Origin of the sequence: Rhodoferax sediminis, from assembly GCF_006970865.1 — a bacterium.
Taxonomy (GTDB): Bacteria; Pseudomonadota; Gammaproteobacteria; order Burkholderiales; family Burkholderiaceae_C; genus Rhodoferax_A; species Rhodoferax_A sediminis.
Map to the genome: position 1 here is coordinate 1,425,491 of NZ_CP035503.1, position 18,591 is coordinate 1,444,081.

21 protein-coding genes, 1 other RNA gene and 1 pseudogene are annotated in these 18,591 nt (G+C 62.0%); 15 read left to right on the forward strand and 8 right to left on the reverse strand.

Translation table 11 applies throughout. From position 1 onward, the window contains the following. Positions 1-129 precede the first annotated feature (129 nt). From ompA to EUB48_RS06855, 5 genes are all read left to right on the forward strand, one after another. Positions 130-762, forward strand: a complete 633-nt coding sequence (gene ompA, locus EUB48_RS06835) for an outer membrane protein OmpA (RefSeq protein ID WP_142818185.1) — start codon at positions 130-132, stop codon at positions 760-762. A 78-nt stretch (positions 763-840) separates the two neighbouring features. Then, complete coding sequence (ubiG, locus tag EUB48_RS06840) at positions 841-1,557, forward strand: bifunctional 2-polyprenyl-6-hydroxyphenol methylase/3-demethylubiquinol 3-O-methyltransferase UbiG (protein ID WP_142818187.1); 717 nt, start codon at positions 841-843, stop codon at positions 1,555-1,557. A 3-nt stretch (positions 1,558-1,560) separates the two neighbouring features. Then, positions 1,561-2,244, forward strand: a complete 684-nt coding sequence (locus EUB48_RS06845; protein WP_142818188.1) for an HAD-IA family hydrolase — start codon at positions 1,561-1,563, stop codon at positions 2,242-2,244. 12 nt (positions 2,245-2,256) lie between these two features. Then, positions 2,257-2,635: a transfer-messenger RNA gene (ssrA, locus tag EUB48_RS06850) on the forward strand. 140 nt (positions 2,636-2,775) lie between these two features. Next, the gene (locus EUB48_RS06855; RefSeq protein ID WP_142818190.1) at positions 2,776-3,120 is read left to right on the forward strand and encodes a hypothetical protein; all 345 of its coding nucleotides are present in this window, start codon (positions 2,776-2,778) and stop codon (positions 3,118-3,120) included. Between the two features lie 73 nt (positions 3,121-3,193). Here the strand turns inward: EUB48_RS06855 and EUB48_RS06860 are convergent, their stop codons facing one another. Beyond that, a complete protein-coding gene (locus tag EUB48_RS06860; protein WP_142818191.1) occupies positions 3,194-3,925 on the reverse strand; it encodes a DUF2726 domain-containing protein in 732 nt (243 codons plus the stop codon). Positions 3,926-4,076: 151 nt separating this feature from the next. Between EUB48_RS06860 and EUB48_RS06865 the strand changes: the two genes are divergently transcribed. Then, positions 4,077-4,799, forward strand: coding sequence for a pseudouridine synthase (locus EUB48_RS06865; protein WP_142821137.1), 723 nt, complete (start codon positions 4,077-4,079; stop codon positions 4,797-4,799). Positions 4,800-4,806: 7 nt separating this feature from the next. Here the strand turns inward: EUB48_RS06865 and EUB48_RS06870 are convergent, their stop codons facing one another. Continuing rightward, entirely contained in the window at positions 4,807-5,610 is an 804-nt protein-coding gene (locus EUB48_RS06870; protein WP_142818193.1) for an alpha/beta fold hydrolase, read from the reverse strand. Between the two features lie 65 nt (positions 5,611-5,675). On the opposite strand from EUB48_RS06870, the gene EUB48_RS06875 reads away from it, so the two are divergent. The 6 genes from EUB48_RS06875 to ntrC all read left to right on the forward strand — a co-directional run bounded on the left by EUB48_RS06875 (position 5,676) and on the right by ntrC (position 12,339). Continuing rightward, entirely contained in the window at positions 5,676-6,566 is an 891-nt protein-coding gene (locus EUB48_RS06875; protein WP_244618355.1) for an EI24 domain-containing protein, read from the forward strand. After that, positions 6,517-7,389, forward strand: a complete 873-nt coding sequence (locus EUB48_RS06880) for a competence/damage-inducible protein A (RefSeq protein ID WP_142818196.1) — start codon at positions 6,517-6,519, stop codon at positions 7,387-7,389. The genes EUB48_RS06875 and EUB48_RS06880 overlap by 50 nt, the downstream gene beginning before the upstream one ends. A gap of 211 nt (positions 7,390-7,600) precedes the next feature. Then, complete coding sequence (gene glnA, locus EUB48_RS06885) at positions 7,601-9,016, forward strand: type I glutamate--ammonia ligase (RefSeq protein ID WP_142818198.1); 1,416 nt, start codon at positions 7,601-7,603, stop codon at positions 9,014-9,016. 161 nt (positions 9,017-9,177) lie between these two features. Next, on the forward strand, positions 9,178-9,678 hold the full coding sequence (locus tag EUB48_RS06890) for a hypothetical protein (protein WP_142818200.1): 501 nt from the start codon (positions 9,178-9,180) through the stop codon (positions 9,676-9,678). After that, complete coding sequence (gene glnL, locus EUB48_RS06895; RefSeq protein WP_420821447.1) at positions 9,675-10,757, forward strand: nitrogen regulation protein NR(II); 1,083 nt, start codon at positions 9,675-9,677, stop codon at positions 10,755-10,757. The genes EUB48_RS06890 and glnL overlap by 4 nt, the downstream gene beginning before the upstream one ends. A 28-nt stretch (positions 10,758-10,785) precedes the next feature. Next, the gene (gene ntrC, locus EUB48_RS06900; protein ID WP_142818204.1) at positions 10,786-12,339 is read left to right on the forward strand and encodes a nitrogen regulation protein NR(I); all 1,554 of its coding nucleotides are present in this window, start codon (positions 10,786-10,788) and stop codon (positions 12,337-12,339) included. 46 nt (positions 12,340-12,385) lie between these two features. Here the strand turns inward: ntrC and EUB48_RS06905 are convergent, their stop codons facing one another. Further along, entirely contained in the window at positions 12,386-13,156 is a 771-nt protein-coding gene (locus EUB48_RS06905; protein WP_142818206.1) for an exodeoxyribonuclease III, read from the reverse strand. Between the two features lie 181 nt (positions 13,157-13,337). Here EUB48_RS06905 and EUB48_RS06910 point away from each other — a divergent pair, with 181 nt between their 5' ends. Together EUB48_RS06910 and EUB48_RS06915 are read left to right on the forward strand one after the other, a co-directional pair. Beyond that, entirely contained in the window at positions 13,338-13,757 is a 420-nt protein-coding gene (locus EUB48_RS06910) for a phasin family protein (protein ID WP_142818208.1), read from the forward strand. Positions 13,758-13,837: 80 nt separating this feature from the next. Then, positions 13,838-15,022: an acetyl-CoA C-acyltransferase family protein gene (locus EUB48_RS06915; RefSeq protein WP_077560570.1), complete on the forward strand. Its 1,185-nt coding sequence runs from the start codon at positions 13,838-13,840 to the stop codon at positions 15,020-15,022. 15 nt (positions 15,023-15,037) lie between these two features. On the opposite strand, the gene EUB48_RS06920 is transcribed toward EUB48_RS06915, so the two are convergent. From EUB48_RS06920 to EUB48_RS21915, 5 genes and pseudogenes are all read right to left on the reverse strand, one after another. Continuing rightward, a complete protein-coding gene (locus tag EUB48_RS06920) occupies positions 15,038-15,523 on the reverse strand; it encodes a dihydrofolate reductase (protein WP_142818210.1) in 486 nt (161 codons plus the stop codon). A gap of 10 nt (positions 15,524-15,533) precedes the next feature. Further along, positions 15,534-16,346 (reverse strand): thymidylate synthase, encoded by an 813-nt coding sequence (locus EUB48_RS06925; protein ID WP_142818212.1) that lies wholly within the window; start codon positions 16,344-16,346, stop codon positions 15,534-15,536. Position 16,347: 1 nt separating this feature from the next. Beyond that, a complete protein-coding gene (locus EUB48_RS06930) occupies positions 16,348-16,659 on the reverse strand; it encodes a CcdB family protein (RefSeq protein WP_142818213.1) in 312 nt (103 codons plus the stop codon). 4 nt (positions 16,660-16,663) lie between these two features. Then, positions 16,664-16,954, reverse strand: coding sequence for a type II toxin-antitoxin system CcdA family antitoxin (locus EUB48_RS06935; protein ID WP_142818214.1), 291 nt, complete (start codon positions 16,952-16,954; stop codon positions 16,664-16,666). A gap of 55 nt (positions 16,955-17,009) precedes the next feature. After that, positions 17,010-17,273, reverse strand: a pseudogene (locus EUB48_RS21915) (site-specific integrase); the annotation flags it as partial. 111 nt (positions 17,274-17,384) lie between these two features. Between EUB48_RS21915 and EUB48_RS06945 the strand changes: the two are divergent. Next, a complete protein-coding gene (locus EUB48_RS06945; protein WP_244618418.1) occupies positions 17,385-18,515 on the forward strand; it encodes a DUF4238 domain-containing protein in 1,131 nt (376 codons plus the stop codon). Positions 18,516-18,591: the final 76 nt, after the last annotated feature.

Genomic DNA, 18,591 nt, shown 5'->3' on the forward strand with positions numbered 1-18,591 from the left:
GTACGCGGCCCGATTTACCCCTGAACGTATGGGGACGTGTGGCACAATTGCCAGAACGTTTTGAGTGATGGTCACTCAGATCGTCCTGTTTCGCAGCGCGGCTGCGGCTTTTTCCCCAAGAGGAGAACCATGAAGAAATTGAATAAAGTGGCGATGTTGATTGCCTCCGCAGCGCTTGTCACTGCCGCTGGTGCCCAAACTGTGGATAACTGGCGTAATGGCACTTCCGAACTCGTTTGGAAGAACGGCACCAATGAGCTGTGCTGGCGCGATGCCAACTGGACCCCGGCGACTGCCGCGGCCACTTGCGATGGCGCCATCGTCCCCGTGGCCGCACCGGCCCCTGCTGTAGTTGCTCCGGCTGCTCCCGCACCCGCTCCTGCTCCTGCCGCCGCTCCCGCTGCCACCAAGGTGACGTACGCTGCCGATGCTTTCTTCAACTTCGACAAATCCGTCCTGAAGCCCGAAGGCAAAGCCAAGCTGGACGACCTGATCGGCAAGATCAAGGACATCAACCTGGAAGTTATCATCGCCGTGGGTCACACCGACTCCATCGGTAGCGTTGCCTACAACCAGAAGCTGTCGGTTCGCCGCGCTGAAGCCGTCAAGGCCTATCTGGTGTCCAAGGGCATCGAGAAAAACCGTGTGTACACCGAAGGCAAGGGCAAGTCCCAGCCTGTGGCTGACAACAAGACTGCCGAAGGCCGCGCGAAGAACCGTCGCGTGGAAATCGAAGTCGTCGGCACCCGCGCCGGCAAGTAATCCGCAAAGTTTGCTTCAAAAAGCCCCGCAAGCTCAGGCTTGCGGGGCTTTTTTCATGAGTTCGAGGACAATTGGCGTATGAGTGACCCCGTGAATGCCGACCCGGCCGAGCTGGCCAAATTTTCTGACCTGGCGCACCGCTGGTGGGATAAGGACAGTGAATTCCGCCCCTTGCACCAGATCAATCCCCTGCGTCTGGACTGGATCAACAGCGTGTCCGGCGTCTCGGGCTTGCAGGTGCTCGATGTCGGCTGCGGCGGCGGCATCCTGGCTGACGCCATGGCCCGCAAGGGCGCCCAGGTGCTTGGTATCGACTTGGCCGCCAAGGCGCTCAAGGTTGCGCAACTGCATGCGCTCGAGGCGCAAACACCCAACGTGCTGTACCGTGAAATCAGCGCGGAAGCACTCGCAATGGAGCAGCCGGGGAGCTTTGACGTGGTCACGTGCATGGAGATGCTCGAACACGTTCCTGATCCCGCCTCCGTTGTGGCGGCGTGCGCGGCGCTGGTCAAACCGGGGGGATGGGTGTTTTTCTCAACCATCAACCGCAATCCGAAGTCATTTTTACTGGCGATTGTCGGCGCCGAGTACGTTCTGAACATGCTGCCGCGCGGCACCCACGAATACGCGAAGTTGATTCGTCCCGCTGAATTGGCGAGTTATTGCCGCGCTGCCGGGCTGGAATTGAGCCATACACGCGGTATGGAATACAACCCCCTGACGCAGCGCTACTGGCTCAGTAGCGACACCAGCGTGAATTACCTGTTCGCAACGCAAAAGGGTGGAGGTGTCTGACGCATGTTTACGGATATAGGAGCCGTGCTGTTCGATCTGGACGGCACCCTGATTGACAGTGCGCCGGACCTTGGCGCTGCCGCAGACAAAATGAGGACCGACCGGGGCCTGGCCTCGTTGCCGCTGGCGCTGTATCGGCCCATGACCGGCTCCGGCGCCCGGGGCATGCTCGGCGTTGCCTTCGGCGTGACCCCGGAGCACCCCGATTTCCCGGTACTGCGGGAAGAGTTCTTTACCAATTACGAAGCTTGCATGACGCGGCGCACCTTTGCCTTTGATGAAGTGGCCGAGCTGATTCAAGCGCTTTTGGCGCGTCGGCTGGCCTGGGGCGTGGTCACCAACAAAGCCTCCCGCTTCACCGACCCCCTGACCCGCTCCATGCCGCTGTTTGCCACGGCGAGCGCGGTCATCAGCGGCGATACCACACCCCATTCCAAGCCGCACCCCGAGCCCTTGCTGGAGGCGGCACGGCGCTTGCGGCTGGCGCCGGAAAAATGCGTGTATGTGGGTGATGACGAGCGCGACGTGGTTGCGGGATTAGCCGCCGGCATGGGCACCGTGGCGGCAACATATGGCTATTTGGGCAATCGGACGGATACCGCGCAGTGGGGCGCACACGCTGCAATAGCGTCCCCGCTGCAGCTATTGCAATTACTGCAGGGCTTGCAATCGCCGGCAATGACCTAAAATACCGATCGAGGGGCTGCACTGGTTTCGACGTGGGTACGGAATCGCTGTGGTGCATGTCGAGCTTGAGTAACGCTCGTAAAAATCGACTCAACAAACTAACTGCAAACGACGAACGTTTCGCACTCGCTGCTTAATAACCAGTGAGCCTTACAACAGCAGGCCGATGGGCTGGGCAAGGGTGCCGCAAGGCGTCCAGGCTGTAAGGTTATTCACATCGGCTGGCTTCGGACCGGGTACCTTGGTTCAGAGCGAGACAATAGGGTGCTGGCGTCCTGTGTAGCGTGCGACTGCGCGACACAGGTGGCGAGACTCAAATCAGACCGCTAAACATGTAGATCTGCGCGAAGAAGGCTTGCGGACGGGGGTTCGAATCCCCCCAGCTCCACCATAAAAGTAAACCTGCGCCAATGCAAAATCATTGGCGCAGGTTTCCATAAACCATTATCAATGGCGTTCATCGAATGACGGGCGGTAAAAGTGCGCATCTCGCGGCATACTTGCAGCATTATTTCCAACAGGAGCCCGTTAATGATCAAAACTGCACTGTTTCTTCGAACCATTCCAGCCGTGCTGGTTATGAGTGCAGCGGCGTATGGATTGACGGCGCATGCGCAAACCCAGTCCGGCACGAACGAGGGGGCCAGCTCGTCTTCCAGTAACGGCGTCGTCCAGAAGGTTGAAAAGGCCACCAAAAAGGCCGTAAACGCAACCGAGCGAACTGCCAAAAAGGTCGGTCGGGCCACCAGCAAGACGGCCAGCCGCGCTGCCGGTGCGGTGCGGCATACGGGTGAAAAAATTGGTAAGAAATTACCCAAAGGCAGCGCTAGGCCGCCGGTTGATGAGCAGGGAAGGCCCGGCAACAAGGCGCCTTGAGGGTCCTGACATGAATGCAGAGGCCGCTTTGGCGGGATTTTTGCGTGGAGCCGGACGAGGCGCCTGAGAAAACTCAGCTCAAGCCTGCTTCCCGGCTATCCAGCGGGGTCAGAAAAGAATTGGGCTGCAATTCTCCTGAGAGCGTGGTGAAACTGCTGCGCAGGCCACCGCTTGCGGAGTCTGGTGTGGGACTCAGCGGGCTGAGGTCGCTGTTGCGGGTCTCGCGCTGGCGAACCAGTGCTTCGCGCAAACTCGCCCTGGCGGCAGACATTGCGCTTTCACTGCGCTCGCGATCCATGCTCATGGATGCCATCTCGCCGAGAAATTCGGTGCGGATTTCACTCAAGGTCGGCAGCTTGTCGGGTTCGACCAAGGCATAGGCGATGCCGCATTGGCTCAGCAGTCTGCGCTTCAGACGCTGGTTTTTTTCGGCCAGTCCCAAACGCCCTGGGACATCCACGCAGCCGATGACGTTGCCGTCCGCACGACATATGGTGAACGTGCAATACACCCCCGTTAGCAATTTGTACCAGTGCAGGCCCTGTTCCTTGTTGCGCGGCATGGTGAACCGCGTGACCGGAATTTTGATCATCACGTGGTGACCAACAAAAGCCCGGGTCAGCCAGCGCCATACCTGACGCTCCCGGCTGTTGGCTAGCGGCCGCGGGCTCAGTGGCCACCGCTTCGGGACGCGACGGCGCTTGTGGGCTTGCCGGTGCAGCCACCAGGCGTGAACAGCCGCGCCAAACACCAGGCTGGCCAGCAATGCCAATCCGATTGAAAGCCCTCCTGTGAATTTGTCCATTTTTTGGTGTTTCCGTGAGTCATTTTGAGTGTAACTAAAGTTAACAAATGAAGTCCATAGCGTGGGGCGGTAAAAAATCACGGAAACGCCTTCGGCGTGCGCTCATTCGTGCCTGATGGGTCTGCTGCATCACAATGAGGCCATGCACACCATGTCATTGCAGGACATTCTTTTTACACAGGGATTCGGGACACGTCGTGTCTGCGCCGGTCTGATTCAACAGGGATTTGTGTCGGTAGCCCAGCAGCTGTCTACCGATACAGCTATGGAATTTGTAGCAGAAGGGTTGCGTTTCACGGTCCAGGGAGCGGCGTGGGAGTACCACGCGCTGGCATACCTGATGTTGCACAAGCCGGCCGGCACCGAGTGCTCGCAAAAGCCCTCGACCTGGCCGAGCATCTACACGCTGCTGCCGTCGCCGCTGCGCCAGCGGCCGCAGAAAGGAGCGGTGCAGGGCGTGCAGGCGGTCGGCCGGCTCGACCAGGACACGACGGGACTGCTGCTGCTGACCGACGACGGCAAATTCATCCACCGCATGAGTTCGCCCCGGCATCATGTGCCCAAGGTGTACGAGGTCACTACCAAACACCCGCTCGACGACAAACAGGTGCAAAAGCTGCTGGAGGGCGTGGTGCTGGAAGATGACCCGAAGCCGGTTCGTGCCAGTGCCTGCGAAGCGGTGGCGCCGCACCACTTGCGCCTGACGCTGACCGAGGGCAAGTACCATCAGGTCAAGCGCATGGTGGCCGCCGTGGGCAACCGGGTCGAGGCCCTGCACCGCTCGCAGATCGGCGGCCTGGCCCTGCCCGGTGACTTGGCGCCAGGCCAGTGGCGCTGGCTCGGGGCCGACGATCTCGCACGGATCGCCGGCTGACCGCCGCCTATTCCATGGGGGCGAGGAAATCGGCAATCAGTTGCGTGGTCAGGGCCGTTTGATCGCGGTGCGGCGAATGTCCGCATTGCTGCAGTTTTTGTAGCACACAGTGCTTGCCGGTCGTGCGGATCTGGTCGATTTGCTGCATGGTGCCGTAGGCATCATCAACCCCCTGAATGGCCAGCACCGGTGCGCGGATGCGCTGGCAGTCGCCGCGGATATCGAAGCGCCGGAACGCCTCGTCCAGCCAGATGTCGTTCCACTGCCAGAAGGCGCAGTCCACGTCGGCGTGGTAGCGCGCCAGCCGTTTGCGCAGATCGCCGCTTTCATAGGCCGTGCGGGCCTGCGCAATCGAGCGCACCGAGATGTCTTCGACCATCACATGCGGGGCCAGCACGATGCAGGCCTGCACCGGATAGCGGCTCGCGTACAGCAGCGCAATGCTGGCGCCATCGGAATGACCGAGCAGCACGGGCTTGTCGATCTGCAGCACACGAAGCAGTTCGGGCAGCACCTCCCACGCCTCCAGGTGCATGTAGTCCGGCTGCAAGCGTCCCACACGCAAGCCATCGCGCCCGGAAGATGCGCCGCGTACGTCGGGCACCGGATCGGACTGGCCGTAGCCGCGGCGCGAATACACCATGCCGGCGCGCCCGGTGGCCAGACACACTTGGTCGGGCCAGTCGCGCCACATCGCGACCGAACCCAAACCCTCATGCAGAAAAACGATGGGAGCGCGGCGCTGCTCGCCGGCCGCCGCCTCAATCTGGCGCACTTCCAGTTGCACGCCATGGATGCGAATCAAGCTCATCAGGGAATGGTAAGGGATGTGCGCCACGGCTGCCCGGCCGGCGCCGCCGCGGTATGCTTCAGGCCATGGCCCTATTTCTCGATTCGTTCTGGCGCGCGGTGGCGTATTGCCTTCGCCCGCGCGTGATTGCGCTGTCATTCCTGCCATTGGTCATCATGGTCGGGCTCTCCCTGGGGTTGGGCTATTTTTTCTGGACGCCCGCGCTCGATTGGGTGCGCGGCATGCTGGACGCCTCCGTCTGGCTCACCCACCTGTGGTCGTGGCTGGAAGGGGTTGGCGCGGGCAACCTCAAGACCGTGGCGGCCCCGCTGATCGTGATCTTCACCGTCACGCCGCTGCTGGTGATCGTGTCGCTGCTGATCGTGGCCGCCCTGATGACGCCCGCGCTGGTGGGGCTGGTCGCCGAGCGCCGTTTCCCCACTCTGGAGCGCAAGAAGGGCGGCTCTGTGCTGGTCAGCATCCTCTGGTCGCTCGGCTCCACCTTGCTTGCCGCGATCGCACTGGTGATCTCGATTCCGCTGTGGCTGGTGCCGCCCCTGATTCTGATCCTGCCGCCGCTGATCTGGGGCTGGCTGACGTATCGCGTCATGGCTTTCGATGCCCTGTCCAGCCATGCCAGCCGCGATGAGCGGCGCGAGATCTTCCGCCGCCATCGGGGCTGGCTGTTGGGCATTGGCGTTCTCTCGGGCTACCTGGGCGCCGCGCCCAGCATCGTATGGGCCTCGGGCGCGCTGTTTGCGGCCGCGTTTGTGATCCTGGTGCCGGTGGCGATCTGGATCTACACCCTGATCTTTGCATTCTCGTCGCTGTGGTTCTCGCACTATTGCCTCACGGCCCTGGAAAACCTGCGCGCACAGAATACTGCTTTGGTGCCGCCCGCCCCGATTGCCCCTGCTGCCTTGCCCCATGACCTCCATCCAGACCCCGCCACAACCCCTCAAACACCCGCATCCTGAAGAGCGGCCCCATTTCGGGCTCATCATCGTCGGTGACGAGATCCTCTCGGGCAAGCGTGCCGACAAGCACATGCCCCGGGTCATCGAATTGCTGGGCGAGCGCGGCCTGCAGCTCGACTACGCCGAGTGCCTTGGCGATGTGCCCGAACGCATCACAGCCACGCTGCGCCGCGCCTTCGCCTCGGGCGATGCGGCGTTTTGCTGTGGCGGCATCGGCGCCACACCCGACGACCATACGCGCCAATGCGCAGCCAGGGCGCTTGGCGTGCCTCTTGAATTGCACCCGCAAGCCGAGCGCCTGATTCGCGAGCGCATGCAGGATATCGCCAGGGAGCAGGGCACGACCTACGAACCGGATCGGCCGGATAACATCCACCGCCTCAACATGGGCGTCTTTCCCCAAGGCGCACAGCTGATTCCCAATCCCTACAACAAGATTCCGGGCTTCAGCTGTGCCGGCCCGGGCGGTGGCGCGGTGCATTTCGTGCCGGGCTTTCCCGTCATGGCCTGGCCCATGATCGAGTGGGTGCTCGAGCACCATTACGCGCACCTGTTCCGGCAAGCCGCTTACGAGGAAAAATCGGTCATCGTGTTTGGCTCCATGGAAGCGGCGCTCACGCCCTTGATGGAAGAAATCGAGCGAGTGCATGCGGGCGTCAAGGTATTCAGCCTGCCCAGCGTGGATCACCCCGAATATGGCCGCCATATAGAGCTTGGCGTGAAGGGTGATCCGGCCGCGGTGGCTGCCGCCTACCCGGTCTTGCTGGCAGGGCTGCACGGTTTTAACGCGCAATTAGGCCCCGAATTGGTGCGTAAAACTTGATGCACCAATAAGGTTCGGCGATACAGCGTACCAATATGGTGCATTCCAAAACCCGCTGGGCCAAAAAAGCGGGCGCGAGTCGGCGACAACGTACCGCCTCAAGGCAGAATACGAGGCTCGGCCCAAAACAGACGCGTCGGCTTTGGCACAGAAACTGCATTAGCTTGCCGTTCCCAGAATTTTTTAACCAACTTCCAACCAGGAGAAACTGATGGCAAAGACCGTCGCAGACGTGATGAAAATGGTGAAGGAAAACGAAGTCAAGTTTGTCGACTTCCGTTTCACCGATACCCGCGGCAAAGAGCAGCACGTCACCGTTCCCGCTTCACATTTCGATGAAGATAAATTCAGCGCCGGGCACGCGTTCGATGGTTCATCCATTGGCGGCTGGAAGGGCATCGAAGCCTCCGACATGCTGCTGATGCCGGACGCCAATACCGCCAACATCGACCCGTTTTACGAAGAAACCACGCTGTTCATGAGTTGCGACGTGCTCGAGCCCGGTGACGGCAAGGCCTATGACCGCGACCCGCGCTCGATCGCCAAGCGCGCCGAGGCCTACCTCAAGGCCTCCGGCATTGGCGACACCGCCTTTTTCGGCCCGGAGCCCGAATTCTTCATCTTCGACGACGTGCGCTGGAACACCGACATGTCGGGTACTTTCTTCAAGATCGAAGAATACGAAGCGCCCTGGAACAGCGGCAAAAAGCTCGAAGGCGGAAACCGCGGCCACCGTCCCACCGTCAAGGGTGGCTACTTTCCCGTGCCACCGGTCGACAGCACGCAGGACATGCGCGCTGAAATATCCCTGGTTCTCGAGTCGCTGGGCGTGCCCGTGGAAGTGTTCCACCACGAAGTGGGCGGCGCCGGCCAGAACGAAATCGGCACCAGGTTCAGCACGCTGGTCGAGCGTGCCGACTGGACCCAGATCCTCAAATACGTGGTCTGGAACGTGGCCAACGCCTATGGCAAAACCGCCACCTTCATGCCCAAGCCCATCGTCGGCGACAACGGCTCGGGCATGCACGTGCACCAGTCGGTCTGGAAAGACGGCAAGAACCTGTTTGCGGGCGACGGCTACGCCGGCCTGTCGGATTTTGCGCTGTACTACATCGGCGGCATCATCAAGCACGCGCGCGCGCTCAATGCCATCACGAATCCCGGCACCAACAGCTACAAGCGCCTGGTGCCCGGCTACGAAGCCCCGGTGAAGCTGGCCTACTCGGCCAAAAACCGTTCTGCCTCGATCCGCATTCCGTATGTGGCCAACCCCAAGGGCCGCCGCGTCGAAGCGCGCTTCCCCGATCCGCTGATGAACCCGTACCTCGGTTTTGCAGCACTGCTGATGGCGGGGCTGGATGGCGTCGAAAACAAGATCCATCCTGGCGAAGCCGCGACCAAGGACCTGTACCACCTGCCGCCCGAGGAAGATGCGAAAGTGCCAACCGTCTGCCACAGCCTGGACCAGGCGCTGGACCACCTGGATGCCGAGCGCGGCTTCCTGACCAAGGGCGGCGTGTTTTCCGACAGCATGCTGGACGCCTACATCGAGCTGAAGATGGGTGAAGTCACGCGCTTGCGCATGGCCACGCACCCCATTGAGTTCGACATGTATTACTCGCTGTAATCGCGAGGAAGCTGAAAAAAGGCGGCCTGTGCCGCCTTTTTTATGGGCGGCCGATCCGTACTGGCGAGCCGTCGGCGCCTGGTGCTGGGCAAATTTTGCGTTCGAAGTTGATTGGGCGATACTTCAATGAACTTCCCTGGCGTGTCATGCTCGGAAACTGTATGAAAAAAGCACTATTGATCTCACTTCTTCCGTTCGCCAGCGTCCTTCTCGCCGCCAGCAGCTTTGCCCAGAGCCAAATCTACCGCTGCGGCAACGAATACACCAACAATGCCTCGGACGCCAAGGCCCGTGGCTGCAAGCCCTTTGCGGGAGGCAACATCACCATCGTGCCGGGCACCCGGCCCAGCACGGCCGCGGCACCCGCGCGTGCCGGCGCTGCCCCGCAGCCGCGGGTGGGCGCTGCCGACCAGCGGGCCCGCGATGCGGACGCACGCGCCATCCTGGAGTCGGAGCTGAGCAAGGCCCAGGCCCGGCAGACCGACCTGCTCGCGCAGTACAACAATGGCCAGCCCGAAATGCTGGGCCCCGAGCACCGCAACCACCAGAAATACCTCGATCGCGTGGCGGAACTCAAGGCCAGTATCGATCGCAACCAGAGCGATATTGATGGTATCCAGCGCGAGTTGAGCCGCCTTCCTGCGCCAGCTGCAGCACAATAGACGGCTTGAGCAAGCCCGCCCCTACTGCCGCCTCGCGTTTCCAGGCGTTTGACCTGCTGGCGACGCTGGTCGCCGTGGTGCACACCGACGGCACGGTGCTGTTTGCCAATGCGGCGCTTGAAGACGCCATCGGTGCCTCGCGCCGCACCATCGAAGGCTCGCAGTTTCCGGGCTTTTTCACTGAACCCCACATCCTGTCTAACGCCCTGAGCGGCGCCGGCAGCAACGAGTTTGCCGCGCTGCGCTATGACGCATGGCTGAACCGCCTGAATCACGATCCCATTCCCGTGCATGTGATCGTGGCGCAGACCGAGAGGCCGAACGAGATCATTGTGGAATTGCTGCCGCTGGAGCAGCAGGCCCGGCAGGATCGCGAGGAGCGGCTGATCGACCAGGCGCAGGCCAACAAGGAGCTGATCCGCAACCTGGCGCACGAGATCAAGAATCCACTCGGTGGCATCCGCGGCGCGGCGCAGCTGCTGGAGATGGAGATCGACTCGCGCGAGCTGACCGAATACACCCAGGTCATCATCCACGAGGCCGATCGCCTGCAAACCCTGGTGGACCGGCTGCTGGCGCCGCACCGCAAGCCGCATGTGGTGGGCGACGTGAATATCCACGAGGTGTGCGAACGCGTGCGCGCGCTGGTGCAGGCGGAATTCCCCAAGGGACTGCAGGTGGTTCAGGACTACGACATCTCGATCCCCGAGTTCCGCGGCGACCGCGAGCAGCTGATCCAGGCGCTGCTCAACGTCGTCCACAACGCCGCGCAGGCGTTGGCCGAGCGCATCAAGGCGGGCGATGCGCAAATCATTTTCCGCACCCGCATTGCGCGGCAGGTCACGTTTGGCAAACAGCGCTATCGGTTGGCACTGGAATTGCATGTCATCGACAATGGGCCCGGCGTGCCGGACTCGATCAAGGACCGCATTTTCTTCCCGCTGGTGTCGGGCCGGGATGGCGGCTCCGGACTGGGGCTGACGCTGGCGCAAACCTTTGTGCAGCAACACCACGGCTTGATCGAGTGCGACAGCGTGCCCGGCCGGACGGATTTCAAGATACTGATTCCGCTGCCCTGACTGTTTGACCTGAGGTGACAACCAAAACATGAAGCCGATCTGGATAGTTGATGATGACCAGTCGATCCGCTTCGTGCTGGAAAAGGCACTGCTGCGCGAAGACCTGCCCACGCGCAGCTTCACGAACCCGCGCGACGTGCTGGCGGCCCTGGACGAGAATGGGGGCGAAGGCCCCCAGGTGCTGGTGAGCGACATCCGCATGCCGGGCGGCTCGGGCCTGGATCTGCTGGAGAAGGTCAAGGCCAGGCACCCCGGCCTGCCGGTCATCATCATGACGGCGTTCTCGGACCTGGACAGTGCCGTCTCGGCGTTCCAGGGCGGCGCCTTCGAATACCTGCCCAAGCCGTTCGACCTGCCCAAGGCGGTGGAGCTGATCCGCCGCGCGGTCGAGGAGAGCCAGCGTGAAGAGGTGGCGGAAGAACGCATGGCCGATGCGCCCGAAATGCTGGGCCAGGCGCCCGCCATGCAGGACGTGTTTCGCGCCATCGGGCGCCTGTCCCAGAGCAACGTCACGGTCATGATCACGGGTGAATCGGGCTCCGGCAAGGAACTGGTCGCGCGCGCGCTGCACAAGCATTCGCCGCGCGGCGACGCCGGCAACAACGGCCCGTTCGTGGCCATCAACACCGCCGCCATCCCGAAAGACCTGCTGGAGTCCGAGCTGTTCGGCCATGAGCGCGGCGCCTTCACCGGCGCGCAAACCATGCGCCGCGGGCGCTTCGAGCAGGCCGAGGGCGGCACGCTGTTCCTCGACGAAATCGGCGACATGCCGTTTGACTTGCAGACGCGCCTGCTGCGCGTGCTCTCCGACGGGCACTTCTACCGGGTCGGCGGCCACACGGCGGTCAAGGCCAACGTGCGCGTGATTGCCGCCACGCACCAGGATCTGGAGCAGCGCGTCAAGGACGGCGCTTTCCGCGAGGATTTGTTCCACCGCCTGAACGTGATCCGGCTGCGCCTGCCCGCGCTGCGCGAGCGCCGTGAAGACATTCCCACGCTGACGCGCCACTTCCTGCAGCAAAGCGCCAAGCAGCTCGGCATCGAGCCCAAACGCATCTCCGACGCGGCGCTGGCCCGCTTGAGCGCGTTCAGCTTTCCCGGCAATGTGCGCCAGCTGGAGAACATCTGCCACTGGCTGACCGTGATGGCGCCCGCGCAGGTCATCGAGCCCAAGGATCTGCCGCCCGAGGTCCTGCTGGCAACGCCGGGCGATGCCGTGGCGCCGGCGCCTGCCGCCGCTGCGGCACCGGCCGAGCCGCAGGGGGGCACTGCGGCTACCGGCGGTGACACCGCAGCCACGGGACTGCCTGCGGAACCATTGGCCGGTGCGCCAACCCCCGTGGGCACGGCTCTGCTTTCTGCGCCGGCAGGCGCCTGGGAGCGTGGGCTCGAAGTCGAGGCGCAGATGCTGCTGGCTGCAGGACGCCTCGATGTGTGGGACGAGTTGACGCGCCGCTTCGAGTCCCGGCTGATCCTCACGGCGCTGGCCGCTACGCGCGGCCGGCGCATCGAGGCGGCACACAAGCTGGGCATCGGCCGCAACACCATCACACGCAAGATCCAGGAGCTGGGTCTTGAATGAAATCGGCCGCTAGTCCTTATCTGATATGCGCAGTTTGCTATTAAAATTATAGTAACTGTAGATCGATGACGACTGGTGCATGGTCGCTGGGGCGCTCGTTTTTGCGCGGCGCCTTGTCGATCACGCAGCTCTGCACCGCGGGCTTGAGCGCGGCGCTGACCAGGATGTGGTCGATGCGCAGGCCGTGGTTGCGCCGGAACGCGAAATCGCGATAGTCCCACCAGCTGTAGCTTTTTTCGGGCTGCGCAAACAGCCGGTGGGCATCCATCAGGCCCAGCGCAACCAGCGCGCGCAGGTGGTAGCGCTCTTCTTCCGTGCAGTGAATCTGGTCCTTCAGGCCCACTGGGTCCCACACATCGGCGTCGTCGAAGGTGATGTTGTAGTCGCCCATCAGCACCAGCTTCGGATGCGTCGCCAGCTCCTCGCGCACCCAGTCGCGTAGCGCGCGCAGCCAGTGCATCTTGTACTCGAACTTCTCGGTGCCAGGCGCCTGCCCGTTCGGGAAATAGGCCCCGATCACGCGCACGCCGTCCACCGTGCCGCACAGCACGCGCGATTGCTCGTCGCTGAAGCCGGGGATGTTCTTGATCACGTCCGCAGCGGGGGTGCGCGACAGCAGCGCCACACCGTTGTAGGTTTTCTGGCCGAACCATTGGGCCTGGTAGCCCGCCTCCAGGAATGCCGCGGCGGGGAATTTGTCGTCCGTTATCTTCAGTTCCTGCAGCGCCAGCACATCCACCGGATTCGCGGTCAGCCAGTCCAGCACCTGCGGCAGTCGCACGGTGAGCGAGTTGATGTTCCAGGTCGCGAGTTTCATGAGCTTGTTAACCTATTGATTCAGATAGAGAATTTTGACTGGAATGGCACAGGATACGGGGAGTGAAGATACCCGTCGGCAACGCCTGATTGTCCCTCAGCGCGCCGCGTCCGCAACTGCGGCTGCAGGGGTGATAATTGAAATTCGTACCCTTACCAACCACCCGATGAGGAGATATGCCATGACCAAGGATTCCAACCCGTTTGGCGACGTGACGAAGATGATCGAGCAGTTCAAGCTGCCCGGCGTCGACCTGCCGGCCATCATCGAGGCGCGGCGCAAGGACATCGAGGCGCTGGTCGCGGCCAACAAGGCGGCCTATGAGTCGATGCAGGCGCTGGCGCACAAGCAGACCGAGATGCTGACGCAGGCGATGCAGGGGATTCAGGAGGCGGTCAAAGAGGCGGCCTCGGGCAAGGGCGGATTGCCGGACCCGAAAAAACAGACCGAGATGGCGCGCGATGCCTGGAAGAAGACGCTTGCCGACATGAAGGATCTGGCCGAGATGGCTCGCAAGGCGCAGGCCGATGCGATGGTCGGCCTCACGGCGCGCGCGACGCAAAGCGTGCAGGAAATCAAGAAGATGATGCAGCCCAAGTAGGCGGCGACTGAGTATGGAGTGATTCGCCGGCCCCGCGGCGAGTCCAATTTTTCTGAATTTGGTTCTCAAGGAGATAGAGCATGAGCAAGCGTGATGTGGTGGTGCTGGGCGCGGCCCGCTCGGCCATCGGTACCTTCGGCGGCTCGCTGGCCGACACCGAGCCCGCCGAGCTGGCCGGCATCGTGATGAAGGAAGCGGTCAAGCGCTCCGGCGTCGACCCGAAGGCGATCAACTACGTGACGGTGGGCAACACCATCCCCACCGACAGCCGTTTCGCCTACGTGGCGCGCGTCGCGTCCATTCAGGCCGGGCTGCCGATGGAGTCGGTAGCGATGGCGGTGAACCGGCTGTGTTCGTCGGGCCTGCAGGGCATCGTGACGACGGCGCAGAACATCCTGCTCGGTGACTGCGACTACGGCGTCGGCGGCGGCGTCGAGGTGATGAGCCGCGGCGGCTACCTGTCCACCGCGATGCGCAGCGGCGCGCGCATGGGCGACAGCAAGATGATCGACACCATGGTCGCGACATTGACCGACCCCTTCGGCGTCGGCCACATGGGCATCACGGCCGAGAACCTGGTGACCAAGTGGGGCATCACGCGCGAGGAGCAGGACGCGCTCGCGGTCGAGTCGCACCGCCGTGCCGCGGCGGCGATCAAAGAGGGCCGCTTCAAGTCGCAGATCGTGCCCATCGTGAAGCAGACGCGCAAGGGCGAGGTCACTTTCGATACCGATGAGCACGTCAAGCCCAACACCACGATGGAAACGCTCGCCAAGATGAAACCGGCCTTCAAGAAGGACGGCTCGGTCACGGCCGGCAACGCCTCGGGCATCAATGACGGCGCGGCCTTCTTCGTGCTGGCCGATGCGGCGGTGGCCGCCGCCGCCGGCCACAAACCGATGGCGCGACTCGTGTCCTACGCGGTGGCCGGCGTGCCCAACGAGATCATGGGCGAGGGTCCGATCCCGGCCACCAGGCTGGCGCTCAAGAAGGGCGGCCTCACGCTCGACCAGATGGATGTGATCGAGTCCAACGAAGCCTTCGCGGCGCAGGCCATTGCGGTGTCGCGCGCGCTCGAACTCGACATGAAGAAGACCAACCCGAACGGCGGCGCGATCGCGCTGGGCCATCCCATCGGCTGCTCGGGCGCCTTCCTCGCGACCAAGGCGGTGTACGAGCTGCACCGCACCGGCGGCCGTTACGCGCTGGTCACGATGTGCATCGGCGGCGGGCAGGGCATCGCGGCAGTGTTCGAGCGGCTTTGAAGCGCGCGTCCCGGCTCAGGCGCGATCGAGGGTGATGAAGCTGTAGGCCAGGCCCGAACTGGCCACATGCGACTCACGCGCCGTCTCGTGCCACTCGGGGCCGAAGGCCGGCGCGAAAGCGTCGCCCTCGAAGTCCTGCGCGATTTCGGTGATCACCGCGCGCCGCGCCAGCGGCAGGGCTTGCGCATAAAGTTGCGCGCCGCCGATGACCCACACCTCTTCGAAGTGCTCACAAAAGCGGAGCGCACCGTCCAGGCTGGCAAAGGGCTTAGCGCCGTTTTCATGCCAATCCGGCTGGCGCGTGATGACGATGTTGACGCGCCCGGGGAGCGGGCGGAACTTCGGCGGCAGCGAGTCCCAGGTCTTGCGTCCCATGATCACCGGGCAGCCCAGCGTGGTGCGCTTGAAGTGCACCAGGTCCTCCGGCAGGTGCCAGGGCAGGGTGCCATGGGCGCCGATCACGCCATTGGCCGCGCGCGCAAAGATCAAGTGCAACTTCATGTTCGCTTCGTCAAACGGCCACCGGCGCCTTGATCGCCGGATGGCACTGGTAGTCCAGCACCTCGAAGTCCTCAAACTCGTAGTCGAAAATCGAGGCTGGCCGGCGCTTGATGTGCAGCGTCGGGTAAGGGTAGGGCGCGCGGCTCAGCTGCAGCGCCACCTGTTCGTGGTGGTTGCTGTAGATGTGGCAGTCGCCGCCGGTCCAGATGAAGTCGCCCACGGCCAGGTCGCATTGCTGCGCCACCATGTGGGTGAGCAGCGCGTAGCTCGCGATATTGAACGGCACGCCCAGAAAAATGTCAGCGCTGCGCTGGTAGAGCTGGCAGCTCAAGCGGCCGTCGGCCACATAGAACTGGAAGAACGCGTGGCATGGCATCAGCGCCATCTTGTCCAGCTCGGCCACGTTCCACGCGCTCACGATGATGCGGCGCGAATCGGGGTTGGTCTTGAGCGTCTTGATGACCTCGGCAATCTGGTCGATGTGGCCGCCGTCGGGTGTGGGCCAGCTGCGCCACTGCACGCCGTACACGGGGCCCAGGTCGCCGTCCGGCCTGGCCCACTCGTCCCAGATCGTGACGCCGCGCTCTTTCAGCCAGTTGTTGTTGCTTGATCCGGTCAAAAACCACAGCAGCTCCTGGATGATGGAGCGCAGGTGCACCTTCTTCGTCGTCACCAGCGGAAAGCCCTCGTTCAGGTCAAAGCGCATCTGGTAGCCGAACACGCTCTTCGTGCCGGTGCCGGTGCGGTCGGTCTTGGGCGTGCCGTGCGCGTCTACGTGGCGCATGAAGTCTTCGTATTGGGAGCGGATGGGGTGTGTCGTCATGTCAATAGCCCCCGAATAGTGTGTCGAGGGCTTCCTGGATGAGTGGTTGCTGCTGCGCCAGGTTAGCTACCGGGCGCTGCAGTTCGTTGGAGGGAACGGCGCCGAGTGCCACGGTGTTCAGGACGACGTGTTTGCCCTGCACCACCAATTCCGGATTGAGATCGCGCACGGGTCCGCGAAACCGGCTGGCCGTGTGCAACGGTATCACCACGCGCGTTTCGACTTCGATGAATGTGTTTTGCACGTCGAGGAAGTAGGGGACCGTGGCCCGCTCGTTGCTGTCCGGGTTGGGGTACACGTCAAAGCGCGCCATCGGCTCAGACCGGCTTCTGCCTGGCGTCGGCTACCTTGCCGTCGCCAAGGCTGCGGCCGAAAGTGCGGTATTTGGCCAGCGGCAGCCCCTCGCGGCGAACGCGCTCGTTGTAGGCCGCGAACGCCTCCTGGTTGTCGTCGCGCCACTTTTCCCAGTAGCGGCGCTTGACCTCTTCGGCCAGCAGCGCATCCACCGTCTGCGAGATGTTCATGCCCAGCTCCTTCGCCATTTTCAGCACATCGGCGTTGAGGGACAGGTTGGTCGCTTTCTTCGGAGCTTTGGCAAACTGGAGCATGGAGCACTCTTTGGATAAGGATGTGTGAATTATATGCGCATCGTGATTGCGCATCCGATGTCATCACCGCCGCCAGATGGGTCAAAAAAGCCTCCACCTGCGCCGCCCCCATTTCACGCGGATGGCGCTTTCCATGAAACAGGATGAAGCGGCGCACCCCATCCACATAAGCCTGCTCAGTGCGAATGCTGTCATGCTGCATGCGAATGTGGTTGCGCAGTGGGTTCAGCAACCTGGGTGGCCGAGTAACGGGAGTAAGCAAAGTATCCAGCGGCTGGCTCAGCCGCCAAATTTCAGGCTTGCCTGCATGACGGAGCAAGGCCCATGGTGTATGCGCGCACGCGGGGTCACGTTGCGTCAGACGACGACCATGGGTAACATCGTCGTCTATTTATAGGTAGGCATCTCATAAAAATACCGCTTGTTCCTCGTGGCAGAAAACAAGAAACACCACTACGTTCCGCGCTTCTACCTTCGGCACTTTACAGCCGACGGCCGCAGTTTGTCCCTTTACAACCTTGGACGCGACATCGTCATCGGTAACGCCAACCTGAAGAATCAGTGCTACCGCGACTACATGTACGGAAAGGATGGAAAGCAGGAGGGTAGTCTCTCTCTCATGGAAGGTGCGCTCGCCGAGTTGCTTAGACGAATATTGACGTATCGTGTCTTACCGCCACCGTGGAGCCCGGATCATGAGTCGCTGTGTGTATTGACGCTCCTGCAAAACGCCCGCACCGCATACGCTTCGGACGCAATGGACGAGTTTTCGGACAAGATGTGGAAGCAGGTTCTTAAGAAAGATTCACGCTTTCCACCAGCGATGATGGAGAAAGTTCGGGTGGTAAACACTGACCCAGCGAACTTTGCAATAGTGACGATGCTGCGTCTGTATCACTTGATCATGGACTTGGACTACAGGTTGCTCCTCGCGCACGAAGGTTCTGAGTTCATTACGAGCGACAACCCTGTAGTGCTATACAACCAACTCTTGGAATTTGAGTCCATGGGAAGCAACACTGGCCTTGCGAGCAAGGGGCTTCAAATTTTCTTTCCCCTGTCGCCGAAAGTGATGTTGACTTTCTTCGACCGATATGTGTATGCCTTCGTCCCTCGTCAATCGATCGTTGCGCCTGTACCGACGCGAGAGGACATGAATCAGCTCAACGCTTTGCAGGTCGCTTCTGCACTCGAGAACGTGTACTTTTCCAGCGCTGCTGCTGACATATATCGAATTGTGACGCGGGCCAAGCCGCGAAGGCGAAACCGTAAAGCCAAGATCATTGTGCTTCCGGAGAAGCAAACTGAAACAGGGTCGTCGCAACTTATTGGCGGTTCACGGGAAGACGTTCGGACAAACCTCTCTCTCACATTTGTCAAGCTACTGAAACCCGCCAAACGGTGGCAAGCGGAACGAAAGAAGCCGGGGCTGAAACCGGTAACTGTGGTCCGAAATCCTGGCATGGTGAGAGATCATGAACTCTTTCACGAAGCCGTGGACGCGAAGCGGTATCAGCCAACTGAATTCGTTCGGTTCGTTCGCGAAAAGTATGACGCTTAGCCGGTCGTTTTAGCGGACTGCGTACGGCAGCCGCAGAACTCAAACGTTAGGCGGGACAACGATCCCATCTGCAACT

Coding starts and splice junctions, on each gene's coding strand:
- ompA (WP_142818185.1), top strand. CDS start 130: ATGAAGAAATTGAATAAAGTGGCGATGTTGATTGCCTCCGCAGCGCTT.
- ubiG (WP_142818187.1), top strand. CDS start 841: ATGAGTGACCCCGTGAATGCCGACCCGGCCGAGCTGGCCAAATTTTCT.
- EUB48_RS06845 (WP_142818188.1), top strand. CDS start 1,561: ATGTTTACGGATATAGGAGCCGTGCTGTTCGATCTGGACGGCACCCTG.
- EUB48_RS06855 (WP_142818190.1), top strand. CDS start 2,776: ATGATCAAAACTGCACTGTTTCTTCGAACCATTCCAGCCGTGCTGGTT.
- EUB48_RS06860 (WP_142818191.1), bottom strand. CDS start 3,925: ATGGACAAATTCACAGGAGGGCTTTCAATCGGATTGGCATTGCTGGCC.
- EUB48_RS06865 (WP_142821137.1), top strand. CDS start 4,077: ATGTCATTGCAGGACATTCTTTTTACACAGGGATTCGGGACACGTCGT.
- EUB48_RS06870 (WP_142818193.1), bottom strand. CDS start 5,610: ATGAGCTTGATTCGCATCCATGGCGTGCAACTGGAAGTGCGCCAGATT.
- EUB48_RS06875 (WP_244618355.1), top strand. CDS start 5,676: ATGGCCCTATTTCTCGATTCGTTCTGGCGCGCGGTGGCGTATTGCCTT.
- EUB48_RS06880 (WP_142818196.1), top strand. CDS start 6,517: ATGACCTCCATCCAGACCCCGCCACAACCCCTCAAACACCCGCATCCT.
- glnA (WP_142818198.1), top strand. CDS start 7,601: ATGGCAAAGACCGTCGCAGACGTGATGAAAATGGTGAAGGAAAACGAA.
- EUB48_RS06890 (WP_142818200.1), top strand. CDS start 9,178: ATGAAAAAAGCACTATTGATCTCACTTCTTCCGTTCGCCAGCGTCCTT.
- ntrC (WP_142818204.1), top strand. CDS start 10,786: ATGAAGCCGATCTGGATAGTTGATGATGACCAGTCGATCCGCTTCGTG.
- EUB48_RS06905 (WP_142818206.1), bottom strand. CDS start 13,156: ATGAAACTCGCGACCTGGAACATCAACTCGCTCACCGTGCGACTGCCG.
- EUB48_RS06910 (WP_142818208.1), top strand. CDS start 13,338: ATGACCAAGGATTCCAACCCGTTTGGCGACGTGACGAAGATGATCGAG.
- EUB48_RS06915 (WP_077560570.1), top strand. CDS start 13,838: ATGAGCAAGCGTGATGTGGTGGTGCTGGGCGCGGCCCGCTCGGCCATC.
- EUB48_RS06920 (WP_142818210.1), bottom strand. CDS start 15,523: ATGAAGTTGCACTTGATCTTTGCGCGCGCGGCCAATGGCGTGATCGGC.
- EUB48_RS06925 (WP_142818212.1), bottom strand. CDS start 16,346: ATGACGACACACCCCATCCGCTCCCAATACGAAGACTTCATGCGCCAC.
- EUB48_RS06930 (WP_142818213.1), bottom strand. CDS start 16,659: ATGGCGCGCTTTGACGTGTACCCCAACCCGGACAGCAACGAGCGGGCC.
- EUB48_RS06935 (WP_142818214.1), bottom strand. CDS start 16,954: ATGCTCCAGTTTGCCAAAGCTCCGAAGAAAGCGACCAACCTGTCCCTC.